The organism is Paraflavitalea pollutisoli, assembly GCF_029360705.1.
GTDB lineage: Bacteria > Bacteroidota > Bacteroidia > Chitinophagales > Chitinophagaceae > Paraflavitalea > Paraflavitalea pollutisoli.
The window spans coordinates 204,599-220,029 of sequence record NZ_JARKMX010000014.1 but is presented as its reverse complement, the minus strand read 5'-3'; the positions used below and the strand labels follow the sequence as shown (position 1 = coordinate 220,029).

Below are 15,431 nucleotides of genomic sequence, written 5' to 3'. Positions count from 1 at the left end.
GTGTTGTATCAATAGGGTCCGTGATAAGGCCTCGTGCAGCGATCTATGCTGTAGGATTTCAATCATCCTTTAAGCGGAGTATTTCTATGTTCAGCACCTGACCGCGGTTGTTACCGCGGTCTTTTTTTTGCTCACCCGGCCATGCCTATATGCTTTTTTACCATCTCCAGCAGGTCCTTCATCCTGAACGGCTTCTCCAGGAAATCGTCGGCACAGGCATTCATCGCCAGCGGCCTTACATGGGGGCTGGCAGATAACATCACGATGGGGATATGTTTGGTCTCCGGCTGTTGTTTGAGCCGTTGGCAAATGTCGAGCCCATCGGCGCCAGACAGTTGCTTGTCGAGCAGTATCAGGTCTACGGGCGGCAAGGGCAGGGTCAGCAGTACCTGCCCGTTCACATAGGAGGAAACGGAATAGCCAGCCCTGCCAAGGATCAGGTGAAAGGCTTCCAGGATAGCCGGATCGTCGTCTACGATGATGATACGTTTCAATAATTACTTATTTGGATGGGCTACGTACGGGAGGGTAAAATAAAATTGTGATCCTTCACCCGGTTTGCTCTTTAATCCGATACTGCCACCATGTCTGCGTACAATGCCGGCACTGATGTATAATCCCAGGCCCATGCCCGGATAGGTATTGGAGTGGGCATAACTGATGCGGAAAAAGCGATCAAACACCTTGTGTTGCATTTCTTCCGGTATGCCGATCCCATTGTCCTGTACGGTGATGCGAATTCCGGTACCGGTGTCTTCGGAGCGGACGGATACAGACCCGCCATCGGGCGAGTACTTGATGGCGTTGGATACAAGATTGCTCAGTACCTGTTCGATGCGATCGCGATCGGCCGTGATCGGTCTGATCGGGCCTGGCTCAAAATCGATGTGGTGCTTGGTAGAAAGTCGTCGCAAATTATCCAGGCTGGCCGTGATCATGTCGTTGAGGTCAAAGCTTTCGGCGTGTACCATCAATTGACCTTCCGAAATGCTGGTGGCATCCAGCAGGGCACGTATCAGGCTGGTGAGCCGGTCTACCTGACCGTCCAGCTTCTGCATCAGGGCAGCATTTTCCGGGTTGCCGCCTTCTTCGAAAATGGCGAGCAACAATTCTGTATAAGCTTTAATGCCGGTGACGGGTGTCTTCAATTCGTGGCTGGCAATGCCGAGGAATTCGTCTTTCTGCCGCTCCAGTTCTTTGTGTTCGGAGATGTCGACCGTTACGCCGATCATGCGGCGTGCCCTGCCGTCCTGCTGTTCTATCACCCGGCCATAACCGCTCATCCACTGTGTAACGCCATTATCGGCCCGTATAACACGAAACTCTGCGCGGTAGATGCCGGTTTGTGCCGCGGCGTGCCTGAAGGCCCCGCTCACGATGGCCCGGTCGTCGGGATGGACAAAATGCAGCAGGTAACTCAATGTTTTCGATTGCCCGTCAGGTTTCAATCCAAGCAGGGTAAAATGCTGGTCATTCCACACGATACTATCCGTCAGCAGGTTCCAATCCCACGCACCCATGCCGGCAGAAGAAAGGGCCACGCGGTGCCTTTCTTCCGACATCTGCAGCGACTGTTCCGCCTGTTTGCGCGAGGTGATGTCGAAGAAGGTGATCACCACGCCGTTAATATGGTCTTCGGCCGTTCGGTAGGGCAGTACACGCATCATAAAAGAGCGGCCTTCGGTGGTACTCACTTCCCGCTCTACGGTATGTAATTTTTCCAGTACGGTTTCTGCATCCTGCAACAGGTTGTGGTATTCCAGCCGGTGGGTGATGTCGGACAGCGGACGGCCAAAATCGGCGGGTATCAGGTTGAAGATATCGCGGATAGCCGGGGTAAACAGCGCCACGCGAAAGCTGCGGTCGAGAAAGATGGTACCGATGCTGGCGGAATTGATGAGGTTTTGCAGGTTGTTGCTGCTGAGGCTGGTTTCCTCGATCTTTACCTTCAGCTCCTGGTTCACGGTGCGCAACTCTTCATTGATGCTTTGCAGTTCTTCCTTGCTCGTCTCCAGTTCTTCCGCGGCACTGCGCAGCTCTTCGTTCATGGCCTGCAATTCTTCATTGCTGGCTTTCAGTTCTTCCGCGTGAAACTCGTGTTGCTCGATGGAGGCGCGCAACTGGGTTTTCAAGCGGATCAATTCTTCTTCCAGGTGCCGCGCCACGGGTTCATCGGCCCGCAACACCAGTTCCTGCATGGAATCTTCGCTGACGGCGGTCGGCTCAAACACCACGAGGATGTATCCCTTGGCAGCATTGCCTTCTTCCAGCACCGGGCGAATATGGATGTTGACCGTTTCGGTTCGGTCTTCGATCACCACTTTCATCGCCAGCAGTTCGATGCCCGTTTGCCGTTGAGTGGCCTGGTACAGGGCGCCGCGCAGTTCCAGCCGCAGTTCGGGCCTTACCAGCTTGAGCAGGTTTTGCGATAATTCACCACCGGCGATCTGCAGGTAGCGGCCAGCCTTTTCGGATATGTGAACGATATCGTATTCTTCATTGACGACCAGCGAAGGGGGTGCGTAAGCTTCCAGCAGCCGCTGGTGCAGTTCGCTACTGGTAATACGGTCCAGCGACTGCGCGTCACGCTCACGGGTAGTAGTGAGGCGCGGTGGTTCTATCCGGAAAGTAGGTACCGATTCCGGTACCGGAAAGGTGCGGATGAGCCGCTTGCGGCTTTGGAAGATATGGTCTTCGCGGTTATAGGTGGTGTACAGGTCGTTGGATCCATCGGCTGATTCGGAGGAGCCGAGAAACAAATAACCACCCGATTTCAGGGCAAAGTGAAAGGTTTCCATGACCCTTTCCTGCGCCGTGCGGTTGAGGTAGATGAGCACATTGCGGCAGGCCACCATATCGAGGTGACTGAAGGGCGGGTCTTTGATGAAGTTGTGGTTGGCAAACAATACCATTTCGCGGATCTCGCGGCGGATGCGGTAGCCGTCGCCTTCCTTGTTGAAAAAACGGCGGAGACGATCGGGCGTTACGTCGGCGGCGTCGTTGATGGTATAATAGCCTTCGCGCGCAATGCCGATGGCCGTTTCGTCGATGTCGGTCGCGAAGATCTGCACTTTGGGCCCGTCGATGGAACTGAGTGTTTGCTCGGCCAGCAACATGGCCAGTGAGTAAGCTTCTTCGCCGGTGGCGCAACCTGCTACCCAGATGCGTACCTGGTCTTCGGCTTTTTTATCCTGGAGGATGGTCGGGATCACTTCGGCGGCAATGGTGTCAAAAGGTTTTTTATCGCGGAAGAAATTGGTCACGGAAATGAGTAGGTCTTTGAGCAGGGAAACGATCTCGTCGGGGTTTTGCTGAATATACGTGGCGTAGGCCAGCAGGTTGGGCAGGTTACGCATGTTGATGCGTCGCTCGATGCGGCGCAGCAGCGTAGGCCGCTTGTAGTTGCTGAAATCATGGCCGGTGCGCATGCGCAGCTGGCTGAAGATCTCGCGCAGGGCATGCTGCTGGTCTTCGGGCCGGTTTTCGGGCTCTACGGGGATGTGTACCGTGCCCAGGCTGCGCTGGTAGGCGATGATCTTGTGAGGTATCTCGGCTACCGGCAATACCTCATCGACCAATTCGGTGGCGATGGCATTGCGGGGCATTTCGTTGAACTCCGCTTCGCGCGGATTTTGCACATAGGCGGCACCACCTTTTTCTTTGATACGCTTGAGACCCATCGATCCGTTGGCGCCGGTGCCGGATAAGATCACGCAGACGGCCTCGGGCCCATGTGAATCGGCCAGTGTCCGGAAGAAGATATCTACGGGTGCCCGCCGGTCTTCCACCTCCATGTTGGTAGACACGGCCAGGTGGCCGTCTTCCATGGTGAGGTGTATATTGGGGGAAATCACATATACATTATTGGGCTGCACTTTTACCTTTTCCTGTACCTGTACCACGGGAATGCTTGTCACCACCTGCAGCACCGAGGCCAGCTGGCTGTCATGATCGGGCGATAAATGCAGGATCACCACGTACGCCATACCGCTATTGGCCGGCACCTGCTTAAAAAACTGTTGCAGTGCCTGTACGCCGCCGGCAGAAGCGCCGATGCCAACGACCAGGAAGGAAGAGGAGGCTTGATGTTCGGACATAAAGCGCAAGTTACTGGATTGCAGGAGAAAGCCGTTGATGTGCGGATTTTGTGACTAATTACCGAATCTATTATCTGGTGTTTTTGTCTGCTTGTTCAATTCCGCCGTCATTAGTGACTCGTTGTTGTACGCGATCTGCTGCAGCTGGCGCGACCGGGATTCAGCCTCCCGGGCTTTCTTGAAATACACGGCAGCCAGCTTGGGCTGATTGGCCTCAGCCAGGTGGTCGCCGAGGTGGTTCAGTAATAAAATGCTTTCCTGCATACTCCGTATCGCATTCCAGAGGTTGGATTCGATGTTTTCAGTCAGCGAAGCGAGCAGGCTGTCGGCGGAGAAAGCATGGCCGGTATGACAGCGGAAGCGCACCAGGTTGCCTTCGCGGAGCGTGGTTAGTACGCCATGGCATTCGGGACAGGTGTAGGGGCTTAATTGGCCCAACCCCATCACGTGTTGTTGCAAGGTGTCTGATTCCAGCTGGATGTTGATCTCCCGGGCTGTCTTCTCTACTTCTTCGGCGCTTACCGGTCCAGGAAGTGGCTTTGGCATTTCTTCCTTTACCAAACGGATCAGTACAGCGGGTATATCTGCGGTGCGCAGGATGTAGTCGGCCTCGATAGTTGCCAGGGCATTCTGCGGCATGGCTGGTACGTCGGCTTCTTCTGGATCCTGAACAATGGCCAGTCCACCCCGTTGCTTGATCGTCCATAAGCCGGCCGAACCATCGTCGAGCCCTCCACTGAGCACGATACCGATCACACGGGTGCCAAAGGTAAAGGCGGCAGAGCGGAACAGGGGATCGATGGCAGGCCGGAAGCGGTTTTCTTTGGGACCCTGGGTGACCCGGATATGGTCATTTTCGATCAGCAAATGCCGGTCGGGCGGTGCCACATAGATGCGTCCATTTCGGATCGGTTCGTGGTCGATGGCATGACCGGCGGGTAAGGTTTGCAGCGTGTTCAATACGTCAGGTAATATGCCCCGGACATCGGGAGCCATATGCCATACGACAAAGACGGCTGCCTCCAGGTGGCGGGGCAACCCGGCTATTATGCTTCGGATCGCATCGAAACCGCCGGCAGAAGCGCCCAGCACGATGATATTCCTGTTCATATGTTTGCTTGAACCACCAAAACCGCACCACAATTGGGGGCGCCGGTGAGGCACCGTGGTTGCCAGATTTACCCGGCGCACGCATCGGTAGTCGTTACGGTATCGGTACCCATGATGAATCGATGCCTGATCTGGAGTCTGCCTTCCATAGCCCGTCCTTCCACCTGCAAACCGATCGTGTCGGCTGCCTGTACGGGCAACGTGAGCACGAACGGCAGGGTAGGTTTATCAACTTTGATGGGGTTACCGGCATCGTAATAAATAGCGTGGTTCACAAATACGGATCCGGTGCCGGTGATCTCATACATGATTTTCGCATCGCCAGGGGCTGTATGCAACCCGGTGGAGAGTTGACAGGCCTTAGTCCAGGTACCGTCTTTCATACAGGCGGCAAAACAGCAGGCGGTGGTTAACAATAGAACCGGTAATCGTTTCATAAAGAGGTTTATTAAGGGTATGCACAATTGTTGCCAGGGATATAGTGCATCCAAGTGTTTTAATGCGCAGGCAACTACCAGCTACCTGCAATGAGTTATTATTGGGCTGTGCGGCAATGGTTTAAAAGCTTTCCAATCCCACTTTGAGGCGAGTCCTATGCAGGTGACCCTGCACTTGCTGGATAAACAATTCCTGGTGACGGTTCACATTGTGCAGGATGACCCGGTTAGCTCCCGTTGCAGCCAGTGCGTCCACCTGTCGAAACAGGTCTTGTGTAGTACAAATGATGGGTAACTTTTCTGCTACCTGTGCCGGTGATATATTCGCCGAAGCCTCGTCAAATTGCCGTGGATGCGAGAAATCGGCCAGGTCTCCCGTTGATACCAGGTTGGAGCGCCATTGATCGTGGGCGCTGTGCAGCGCCACGGCATGATCAGGGTGAAAGCTGAAGGCAAACTGCAGATAAACAGGTTTGCCTTCGCCGCCCCCTTGCCGAAATGCATCGACCTTTTCCTGCACTTCGGCCGGATCGCCCGCCGTGGTGAGCAAACCCGCCGCCCATTGTCCACACCACGCCGCTGTTGCTGCGGTAATGGCGGCACCAAAGAGTGCCGGTGGTTCAGCCGGTAAGCTATAGAGCCTGGCCTGAACGGCGTTGAAATGTCCTTGCTCGGTGATCTCTTCTCCGGCCAGTAATCGCTGCATCATTTGTGCTGCCTGGCGCAGGCGCTCATTGCGTTGTTGCTTGGGTGGCCAGGGTGCCCCGGTAATGTTTTCATTCAGGGCTTCGCCGCTGCCCAGCTCCAGGGAGAACCGGCGTGGAAACAATTCGGCCAGGGTAGCGGCTGCCTGCGCCAGCACGGCCGGGTGGTAGCGTGGTCCTGGCGCGCAGATCACGCTGAAGGGCAGGGTAGTGGCCTGCATAGCAGCACCCAGCCAGGAGAGGGAAAAGCCACTATGGCCTTGTCGTTCACTCCACGGGTAAAAATGATCGGAAGAATGAATGGCGCCAAAGCCGGCCGCCTGCGCCTGTATGACCAACTGCAGCAGGTGGGCCGGTGAAAATTGTTCGTGCGAAGCATGGTAAGCGATGGTGCACATGACACTAGCAGTTATTTATAATTAAGTGACGGTATTGCCTTCTGCGCAAATCGAATACCAATCTTTGCACAAAATAGTATAGCGCTGTTGCCCTGCTGTTGTTGCACCAGTATGGGTATCTGTGGACCGACGGTCTCAATTCGGGGAATACATTTGAATAGCCTGACTGTGAAAATGCCTGCTGCCGATCAGTCATTGGTGTACCCTGTAGGGCCTAAGCGGTGTCGCCAAAGCCGGTATGTTTTTTATGCGCGTGATCCAAGACAGGAATTGAAAACCAAGATCGGCTTACTATGAAACTAACTACCAGAACCGGCAAGCCTTACCCACTGGGCGCTACCTGGGACGGCAAGGGCGTTAACTTCGCTTTTTATGCGGCACATGCATCGGCAGTTGAGTTGTGCCTGTTTGACCAGGCAAAGCAGGATGTAGAACAGCTGCGTATCAATATACGCGATCGTTTTGATGGGGTATGGCATATCTACCTCCCGGGTATACGGCCCGGGCAACTGTATGGCTACCGGGTTCATGGTGCCTACGAACCCGAAGCGGGTCATCGGCACAACCCCGCGAAGCTGCTGATCGACCCGTATGCAAAAGCCATCGCGGGGCGCATCGACTGGAACAATGCCCTGTTTGGGTACGAGATCGGCCACCCCGATGCCGACCTGCATCCCTCACCGGTAGACAGTGCTCCCTATATTCCTAAATCTGTCGTAGTAGACGATGCCTTTAAATGGGGCAACGACAAACCGCTGAACATACCTTATCATGAATCCGTCATTTACGAATTGCATGTGAAGGGCTTTACCAAATTGCATCCGGAATTGCCCGAGCAATTGCGCGGCACGTACGCGGGCCTGGCCCACCCGGTCACCATCCGTTACCTGAAACAGCTGGGTGTTACTGCGGTCGAACTGTTACCGGTACACCATTATGTGGCCGACCGTCACCTCGTCGAGCGTGGGCTCACCAATTACTGGGGGTACAATACCATCGGCTTTTTTGCCCCCGATGTACGCTATTCCAGTAGCGGTGTGCTGGGCGAGCAGGTGAAAGAGTTCAAGCGGATGGTCAAAGCCTTGCACAACGCAGGCATCGAAGTGATCCTCGATGTGGTGTACAACCATACCGCCGAAGGCAATCACCTCGGGCCTACCTTGTCTTTCCGCGGTATCGACAACCAGTCTTATTACCGGCCCGGGCATGAAAGTCCCCGTTATTACGACGATTATACCGGTACCGGCAATACCCTCAATGCCGGCAACCCGAATGTGCTGCGCCTCATCATGGACAGCCTGCGGTATTGGGTAACGGAAATGCATGTAGACGGCTTCCGGTTTGACCTGGCGCCAGCCCTGGTACGCGAGTTACGCGATGCCGACCGGCTCAATGCTTTTTTCGATATCATCCACCAGGACCCCGTCATTTCGCAGGTAAAGCTGATCGCCGAACCCTGGGATATTACCGAGACAGGTTACCTGCTGGGCAAGTTTCCGCCGGAATGGGCGGAGTGGAACGACCGCTACCGCGACTGTATGCGCGATTTCTGGCGAGGGGCCGATAGCAAGCTCGCCGAATTTGCCGCCCGCTTTGCAGGAAGCGCCGACCTGTATGAGAACAGCAACCGTCAACCTACTTCCAGCATCAACTTCATCACCGCCCACGATGGGTTTACCCTGCGTGACCTGGTGAGCTACAACGACAAGCACAACGAAGCCAATGGCGATGAGAATCGTGATGGGGCAGACGAGAACCATTCCTGGAATTGCGGCACCGAAGGCCCTACCGACGATCCGGATATCAATGCCCTGCGTAGCCGGCAGCAACGGAATTTACTGGCCACCTTGTTGTTGTCACAAGGCGTGCCCATGATCACGGCCGGCGATGAACTGGGTAAAACCCAGCAAGGAAACAACAATGCCTATTGTCAGGACAACGAGCTTTCCTGGATCGATTGGGCGAAGGCTGATCAGGAACTCCTTCAATTTGTGCAGTATATCATCCACCTGCGGCGGCAGCATCCCGTATTCAGTCGCAACCGCTGGTTTCGTGGACGGCCACTCACGGGTGGGGGCATGGAAGACATTGCCTGGTTTTTGCCCGAAGGCGAGCCTATGCAAGACACGCATTGGCAGGCTGGTTTTGCCAAGAGCCTGGGTGTCTACCTGCATGGCCTGGAAAGCCATGTACAGGATCCGCAGAACGAGGTGGTGAGCCATGAGAACTTTTACATCATCTTCAATGCCCACCATGAAGCAGTCGATTACCAGCTGCCCAAACCGGAATATGGTCAGCAGTGGCGCAAGATACTCGATACGGGCAATGGTATTATGAAAGAAGATACCGACATACACCACTCCGGCCAGGTCGTCAATGCCAGCGGTCGGTCGGTGATCTTACTGAAAAGTAATGGCAAAAGCATCGATGCTCAACATGTGGTCTAAACACTGGCATGGCGTTGTTGTAGATACGCATTGATATGCCCTCTACAGTCATCAAACGGTTCGATTACGACGAAGATAACCGGGTGCTGGTCATCGAGTTTGTGACCGGCACCCGGTACCGTTATTTCGAGGTCGACAAAGCAGTGGTAGAAGCCTTTCGCCGGTTCCGGGAAAAAGGCATTTTTTATAACCAGCAGATCAAAGGCAAGTATGCCTTCGAAAAGATACTGCCCGGCGATGCGGCTGGTAGCGCAGTTATTTAACGGGCCGGAAAACGACTTCCTGCAAAGAGAATTCCTCAGATGGTTTGGCGGTAGGATCACTGAGTTCATTCAGTTTGGAATTGACGACATACACGGTACTTCCTTTCAAGGTAGCGGTAGAAGGCTGTAGAAAGCGGTCTTCGCTGGAAGTGGCGGCTACCAGTTGGCAAGATTGCCAGTTATCGGTAGACCGCAACTGGTAGATCTTGTGGCTGCCCTTGTTTTGCACCAACACCAGGTGGCCTGTTTTGTCCCATAATAGGCCATCGGCGCCGGGAAAGAAAGCAGGTTGCTTCACCGGCCTGATTTGGGAAGGGTTTTGCTTGTTGATGACAAAAAGTTGACCAGTGCCGTTGTTGACCACCAGCACGTATTCTTTGGTAAGGGCAATGCCATTGAGCCCGATGTCTACAGACCCAAAGCGGGGATCCTGGGCAAATAATTCGGGCTTACCGGCAGCAGTCACGCGGTACACCACCGGCGAATAGCTGTCGGTGATATAGACGGTTCCGTCGTCATCGATTACCAGGTCGTTGGCAAAATGTTTGCCGGGGTACAGATTGGATAGATCGATATCATGGGTCCGTTTACCCGTCTTGAGATCCAGGGCGATAAGCCTGATCTGTTTTTTGTATGTGGCAGAGTCGACATAATCGCTGTAATTGGGATCGCCCGTGCATACCCAGAGTTTTTGTGACCGGGGATCGATCTTCATGCCAAAGCTGGACTTGAGCGTCGTATCGGCAAAGAACGTCTTGAAATCACCCGATTCACTGACGGTGCCGATGGTGGCTGTTTTTACAGAGCCTACAAAAAAGTGCTTGCCCGCCTCGTCATAGACAACGCCTTCGGGGTAAAACATCGGCGCTTTGAAGTTGATGCGTTTGGTTTGGCCCTGGGCGATGACCGTGAGCAAAAGAAATCCTATCAATAGTGTTTTCATGTAATTAGTTTTTAGCAGTGGTTGCTGTGGTTGTCACGGCGTAGACAACGCCACCTGCATCGTCGGAAATAAAGATGACGCCGTTGGGGGCGATGGCCAGCCCGGCCGGCCTGCCAAACCTTGTTTTGGCCACAGGATCAAAGAAGCCGGTGAGGAAATCTTCGACTGCAATGGGTTGTCCGTTCACAAACCGGATACGTTGCACTTTAAACCCTTCCGGCTGCTGGCGATTCCAGGAGCCATGCCAGGTGACGAGGGCATCGGTCGCATAACCCGCCGGGTAGTTAGCCTGCGGGGCGTTGCCCAGGAAACGGAAATCAATGGGCGCCGCATGAGCAGGAAAAAGCCATACGGCGGGCTGCGTGGTTTTGGCATAGGCCTCCTTGGTACTGCCTACCGGGTCTTCGCGGGTAGGATCGACGGTCTGTTTGCCAAACACGAGCGGCCATCCATAATCCCCGTTTTTCACGATCTTATTCAATTCTTCTGGCGGTATCTCATCTCCCCGCCAGTCGGTGCCGTGGTCCATGCCCCACAACTCCCTGGTTTGCGGGTGCCAGTCGAATCCCAACGTATTGCGCAGGCCGCGGGCGTAAACGACTCTTTCGGTGCCATCCGCATTCATTTGCAGGATGGTAGCGTGCTCGGGATTGGTTTCCTTACAGTCGTTGCAGTCCGACCCTACCGTTACATATAATTTATTATCGGGCCCAAATGCAATAGTGCGGTTATCATGCTGGCCGCCATCAGGAAGGTCATTGATCAGCGTGTCGAGTGGGCCCACAGTACCATCGGCATTAAGTTTGCCGCGGGTCAGTTTTTTGGTAGCGCAGAGGTACAGCCATCCGTCATGAATGGTGATGCCGTGTACGCCGTTGAACTGCGCTACAATGGTTTTCAGCGACTGGAATTGGCCGTTGGCGTCCATTTGCTGCAGCAGCAATACATCACCCACATCGCGCCGGGTGATGTAGAGACTATTGTTGGCACCTACGGCCATCATACGGGGTTTGCCCAGCCCACTGGCTGCCACCTGTACCCTGAAGCCCGTCGGCACCTTTAATTTGCTCACCAGTGATGGTTGAAAATCCTGGTGGGCGGCAAAGTAAGTATGAACGTTGGCTGAAGTTGGCTGCTTCGCCGGATGCCCTTTTTGGGCATGTACTACAAAGTGGTGTGTGATAACAAGTGATAAGAGCAGGAAGGTCTTCATTTTTAGTTGGGTTGATCAATAGCGGCCGCGCAAACTTTGTGCCCTGGCAGTGATCGGTGCCTTATGGCTACAAGTCACCATCGGCCAGTAATTGAGGGGTAAGCAATAGCAATGATACTCCACGCCACGGGGAACTTAGTTCCCACCTGCTGGCAGTGTAGCTCATTAACCTGATAGGGCATAGTTATCGCTGCTGCACCGGTATTCACCAAATAAAATAGTATGTCACAACAAAAAAAATATGCGTTGATCACCGGGGCTACCAGTGGTATTGGCCATGAATTGGCCAGGCTGTTTGCCCGGGATGGGTACCACCTGGTGATCGTTGGCCGCGACGAGGCGACGTTGCAGCATACGGCTACCGAATTGAAGGCTTTCAGCATTGACGTGATCACGATTAACAAAGACCTCTTTCACCCGCAAAGTGCTTTCGAGGTCTATGAAGAAATGATCCATAAGGGCATACGCATCGATGTGCTCGTCAATGATGCCGGGCAGGGGCTGTACGGTAAGTTCATCGAAACAGACATCGAACGCGAACTCGCGATCATCGACCTCAACATCAGCAGCCTGGTCATACTGACCAAGCAATTCGTAAAAGACATGGTGGCCCGCGGCTACGGTAAGGTCCTCAACCTCTCCTCCATCGCCAGCAAGGCACCCGGCCCTTACCAGTCGGTGTACCACGGTACCAAGGCCTTTGTGCAGTCCTTTACAGAGGCCATCCGCAGTGAACTGAAAGATACAGGGGTAGTAATCACCGCTTTGCTGCCAGGCGCCACCGATACCGACTTCTTCAACAAAGCCGGGATGACAGAATCGAAAGTGGTACAGGAGGGCAAACTGGACGATGCGGCTAAGGTGGCCAAAGATGGTTATGAAGCGCTGATGGCGGGTAAGGATATGGTTGTATCGGGCTTCCACAACAAGGTCAATGTGGCGATGAGTAACGTACTGCCCGACAGCACCGTAGCCGATAACATGAAAAAGAAACAGGAGCCGGTCAATAAATATTCAAGTCTTTAACCATCTTTTACCATTATGAAAGCAGCAGTTATACACGGACCCGGTAAGGTCACCTGTGATACGGTCGATGATCCCATCATCAAGGACCCACGGGACATTATATTGAAAGTCACCGCGACCGCCATTTGCGGATCGGACCTGCACATCTATTCCGGCGGCATACCGCAACCACGCCCCATGGTATTGGGGCACGAGTTCATGGGCATTGTGGAAGAAACCGGCAGTTCGGTCAATAACCTCAAAAGAGGCGATCGGGTAGTGGTACCGTTTCCCATCGCCTGCGGCCATTGTTTCTTCTGCAACCACCAGTTGCCGGGGCATTGCGAACATAGCAATCCTGAAAATTATGGCCCTGAGGGTGGCTTGCTCACGGAGAAGGGCGGCGCCTTGTTTGGCTACACCGATCTTTACGGTGGTTACGACGGTGGACAGGCACAATACGTGCGGGTGCCTTATGGCGATTACGGTCCGCGGAAGGTGCCCGACAACCTGACCGACGAGCAGGTATTGTTTCTTACTGATATCTTTCCCACGGGTTATACCGGCATCGACTGGGCCAATATCAAAGGTGGGGAAACCGTCGCCATCTTTGGGGCCGGACCGGTAGGCATTATGGCCGCCAAAAGCGCCTGGTTGCGGAGCGCGGGTCGCGTATTCATTATCGATACGTTACAATACCGGCTCGACAAGGCAGCACGCGTGGCCAATTGCGAAACCATCCTGTGGGAAGGCAATGGCAAGAACGTGATTGAACAAATCAGGTCAGTCACTTATAATCGTGGGGCGGATGCCTGCATCGATGCCGTAGGCTTCGAGCCGGACCGGGATCTGCTCGACCGCGCCAAAGCAGTGATCAACCTGGAGAAGGGGTCGGTAAAAGTGATGGAGGCTTGCATGAGTGCGGTGCGACGCGGCGGAACAGTATCTGTATTGGGGGTATATCCCACCACTTACGACAATTTCCCGATTGGCCAGTTCTTCGATAAAGGTATTACGCTGAAAGGCGGACAGGCGCCGGCGCAGAAATACATCGATGAACTACTGGAGTATGTGGTGCAGGGCAGGGTTGTGCTCGACGACATCATCACGCACCGCTTGCCTCTTGCGAAGATAGCCGATGGCTATTCGATGTTCAAACAGAAAGAAGACAATTGCGTAAAGGTGGTACTGGATCCCTGGGCAGTATAGGGTTATTTAAACCATCCGACCTTTTATAGATAGTAGCAAAAAGAAAAGCACCGGTTGATCCGGTGCTCTTTTTTGCGAACCAGTCGGTACACACTATTCTTCTTCCTCGGTTGATTCGTCATCTGTATCTTCACCATTTTCCTGCTCAGCTTCCCAATTAACATTGTTTTCGGCGATATCGGTCAGCAACAGGTCAGTCTCTTTTTCTTCGTCCAGCGTAGTGGCCAGGATGTCGGCAATCTCTTCCTGTCCCAGGGTATGTGCCAATTGAACCAGGGTACCGTAGGTAGCGATCTCGTAGTGTTCTACCTTTTGCGACGCAGCGATGATCCCTACATCACGGGTCATACTTCCATCTTCCGTTTCTTCAATGATCGATTCTCCTTCTTTGATCAGGCCTTCCATGGCGTCGCATTTTTTTGCCTGGGCTTTTTTACCCAGCAGTTGGAATACTTGCTCCAGACGGCCTACTTGCTCCTGGGTTTGCACGAGATGGGTGCCGATGGCTTCCTGCAGCTCTTCGGTTGTAGCAGCTTTCTGCATCTTGGGCAGGGCCTTGGTCAGCGCTTTTTCTGCCCAATAAATATCTTTCATTGAATCGAGGAAGAACTTTTCCAGTTGTGTATTGCCTTTAGCGGCACCACTGCTTGCAGTTGACTGCTTTTTTTTCGCGGGTGTTTTAGTCTTTGCCATAAATATATGTTTGTTTTATTTTCAGGGTACCTGTTCAAAGCCTGTGCCAGCGTGGATTGCAGCGTGAATGGTGTATTGAAGACGGTTTTCCTGTACGAGGAGGTATTGGATGGACACTTAATTGTGTATTGTCTTTCCCTTCTTTTCCTCCTGTGTGATCCAGGCAATGGCGGTTGAACTTTGCCGGTGACCGGCTGGTACGTAATTGGTATCGACGATCATCTACCTATTGTATATGGCGCGTTTCATTAAAAACAACAGTTTGTCCATTATCTTCCTGGCGCTCTTCCTGGTGTCGATCGTTGGCCAGTTCGTTACGGGTATGAAAGAGTACAATAAGGAGCGGGAAGAAGCAGGGCAGGCATCGGTGCAAGCTGCTCAATACATTACATCGGGCCATTTTATAGAAGCCACGTTTGAGAACTGGGAGAGTGAGTTTTTGCAAATGGCGTTGTTTGTGTGGTTGACGATCTTCCTGTACCAGAAAGGCTCCTCGGAGTCAAAAAAGGGTGAAGGGGAGGAAGAAGTAGACCGGGAACCTTCCGCAAGCCGGCCCGGTGCGCCCTGGCCGGTACGCAAGGGAGGCTGGGTGCTGGCGGTGTATAAGCATTCGCTGACGATCGTTTTGCTGCTCTTGTTTGCGGGCTCCTTTCTGCTGCACCTCTATGGCAGCCTGAAAGACGAGAACGAACAACTGATCAGCCAGGGAAAGCCTCGGGAATCGCTGGGCGCCTTTATCGGCGACAGCCGCTTTTGGTTTGAATCGTTTCAGAACTGGCAGAGTGAGTTCCTGAGTGTATTTGCCATTATCGTGTTATCGATCTTTCTGCGGCAAAAAGGATCGCCGCAGTCCAAGCCGGTGGATGCACCCCATGCGGAGACAGGGGAATGATTTTTTTATAAATACCCAAA

13 protein-coding genes are annotated in these 15,431 nt (G+C 53.6%); 5 read left to right on the top strand and 8 right to left on the bottom strand.

Translation table 11 applies throughout. The features are described 5' to 3' along the window. Window positions 1-131: 131 nt before the first annotated feature. From P2W70_RS31530 to P2W70_RS31510, 5 genes are all read right to left on the bottom strand, one after another. On the bottom strand, window positions 132-494 hold the full coding sequence (locus P2W70_RS31530; protein WP_276485593.1) for a response regulator transcription factor: 363 nt from the start codon (window positions 492-494) through the stop codon (window positions 132-134). Window positions 495-497: 3 nt separating this feature from the next. Further along, window positions 498-4,097: a CheR family methyltransferase gene (locus P2W70_RS31525; protein ID WP_276485592.1), complete on the bottom strand. Its 3,600-nt coding sequence runs from the start codon at window positions 4,095-4,097 to the stop codon at window positions 498-500. A gap of 54 nt (window positions 4,098-4,151) precedes the next feature. After that, window positions 4,152-5,207 (bottom strand): chemotaxis protein CheB, encoded by a 1,056-nt coding sequence (locus P2W70_RS31520; RefSeq protein ID WP_276485591.1) that lies wholly within the window; start codon window positions 5,205-5,207, stop codon window positions 4,152-4,154. A gap of 68 nt (window positions 5,208-5,275) precedes the next feature. Continuing rightward, window positions 5,276-5,644, bottom strand: coding sequence for a hypothetical protein (locus P2W70_RS31515; RefSeq protein WP_276485590.1), 369 nt, complete (start codon window positions 5,642-5,644; stop codon window positions 5,276-5,278). A 121-nt stretch (window positions 5,645-5,765) separates the two neighbouring features. Beyond that, window positions 5,766-6,746: a TIGR03885 family FMN-dependent LLM class oxidoreductase gene (locus P2W70_RS31510; RefSeq protein ID WP_276485589.1), complete on the bottom strand. Its 981-nt coding sequence runs from the start codon at window positions 6,744-6,746 to the stop codon at window positions 5,766-5,768. A gap of 293 nt (window positions 6,747-7,039) precedes the next feature. On the opposite strand from P2W70_RS31510, the gene glgX reads away from it, so the two are divergent. Further along, a complete protein-coding gene (gene glgX / locus P2W70_RS31505) occupies window positions 7,040-9,193 on the top strand; it encodes a glycogen debranching protein GlgX (RefSeq protein ID WP_276485588.1) in 2,154 nt (717 codons plus the stop codon). Window positions 9,194-9,228: 35 nt separating this feature from the next. Further along, on the top strand, window positions 9,229-9,456 hold the full coding sequence (locus P2W70_RS31500) for a KTSC domain-containing protein (RefSeq protein WP_276485587.1): 228 nt from the start codon (window positions 9,229-9,231) through the stop codon (window positions 9,454-9,456). On the opposite strand, the gene P2W70_RS31495 is transcribed toward P2W70_RS31500, so the two are convergent. Both P2W70_RS31495 and P2W70_RS31490 read right to left on the bottom strand, forming a co-directional pair. Beyond that, entirely contained in the window at window positions 9,449-10,399 is a 951-nt protein-coding gene (locus tag P2W70_RS31495; protein ID WP_276485586.1) for a hypothetical protein, read from the bottom strand. The genes P2W70_RS31500 and P2W70_RS31495 overlap by 8 nt on opposite strands. Before the next feature lie 4 nt (window positions 10,400-10,403). Next, entirely contained in the window at window positions 10,404-11,612 is a 1,209-nt protein-coding gene (locus tag P2W70_RS31490; RefSeq protein ID WP_276485585.1) for a PQQ-dependent sugar dehydrogenase, read from the bottom strand. Window positions 11,613-11,834: 222 nt separating this feature from the next. Here P2W70_RS31490 and P2W70_RS31485 point away from each other — a divergent pair, with 222 nt between their 5' ends. Together P2W70_RS31485 and P2W70_RS31480 are read left to right on the top strand one after the other, a co-directional pair. Next, complete coding sequence (locus P2W70_RS31485; protein ID WP_276485584.1) at window positions 11,835-12,638, top strand: SDR family NAD(P)-dependent oxidoreductase; 804 nt, start codon at window positions 11,835-11,837, stop codon at window positions 12,636-12,638. A 15-nt stretch (window positions 12,639-12,653) separates the two neighbouring features. Next, complete coding sequence (locus P2W70_RS31480) at window positions 12,654-13,826, top strand: zinc-dependent alcohol dehydrogenase (protein WP_276485583.1); 1,173 nt, start codon at window positions 12,654-12,656, stop codon at window positions 13,824-13,826. Window positions 13,827-13,919: 93 nt separating this feature from the next. Here P2W70_RS31480 and P2W70_RS31475 read toward each other — a convergent pair whose 3' ends face one another. Further along, on the bottom strand, window positions 13,920-14,519 hold the full coding sequence (locus P2W70_RS31475) for a YciE/YciF ferroxidase family protein (RefSeq protein WP_276485582.1): 600 nt from the start codon (window positions 14,517-14,519) through the stop codon (window positions 13,920-13,922). 235 nt (window positions 14,520-14,754) lie between these two features. Here P2W70_RS31475 and P2W70_RS31470 point away from each other — a divergent pair, with 235 nt between their 5' ends. Further along, window positions 14,755-15,411, top strand: coding sequence for a DUF6766 family protein (locus P2W70_RS31470; protein WP_276485581.1), 657 nt, complete (start codon window positions 14,755-14,757; stop codon window positions 15,409-15,411). The last annotated feature ends 20 nt before the right edge of the window (window positions 15,412-15,431 follow it).

Coding starts and splice junctions, on each gene's coding strand:
- P2W70_RS31525 (WP_276485592.1), bottom strand. CDS start 4,097: ATGTCCGAACATCAAGCCTCCTCTTCCTTCCTGGTCGTTGGCATCGGC.
- P2W70_RS31520 (WP_276485591.1), bottom strand. CDS start 5,207: ATGAACAGGAATATCATCGTGCTGGGCGCTTCTGCCGGCGGTTTCGAT.
- P2W70_RS31515 (WP_276485590.1), bottom strand. CDS start 5,644: ATGAAACGATTACCGGTTCTATTGTTAACCACCGCCTGCTGTTTTGCC.
- P2W70_RS31510 (WP_276485589.1), bottom strand. CDS start 6,746: ATGTGCACCATCGCTTACCATGCTTCGCACGAACAATTTTCACCGGCC.
- glgX (WP_276485588.1), top strand. CDS start 7,040: ATGAAACTAACTACCAGAACCGGCAAGCCTTACCCACTGGGCGCTACC.
- P2W70_RS31500 (WP_276485587.1), top strand. CDS start 9,229: ATGCCCTCTACAGTCATCAAACGGTTCGATTACGACGAAGATAACCGG.
- P2W70_RS31495 (WP_276485586.1), bottom strand. CDS start 10,399: ATGAAAACACTATTGATAGGATTTCTTTTGCTCACGGTCATCGCCCAG.
- P2W70_RS31490 (WP_276485585.1), bottom strand. CDS start 11,612: ATGAAGACCTTCCTGCTCTTATCACTTGTTATCACACACCACTTTGTA.
- P2W70_RS31485 (WP_276485584.1), top strand. CDS start 11,835: ATGTCACAACAAAAAAAATATGCGTTGATCACCGGGGCTACCAGTGGT.
- P2W70_RS31480 (WP_276485583.1), top strand. CDS start 12,654: ATGAAAGCAGCAGTTATACACGGACCCGGTAAGGTCACCTGTGATACG.
- P2W70_RS31475 (WP_276485582.1), bottom strand. CDS start 14,519: ATGGCAAAGACTAAAACACCCGCGAAAAAAAAGCAGTCAACTGCAAGC.
- P2W70_RS31470 (WP_276485581.1), top strand. CDS start 14,755: ATGGCGCGTTTCATTAAAAACAACAGTTTGTCCATTATCTTCCTGGCG.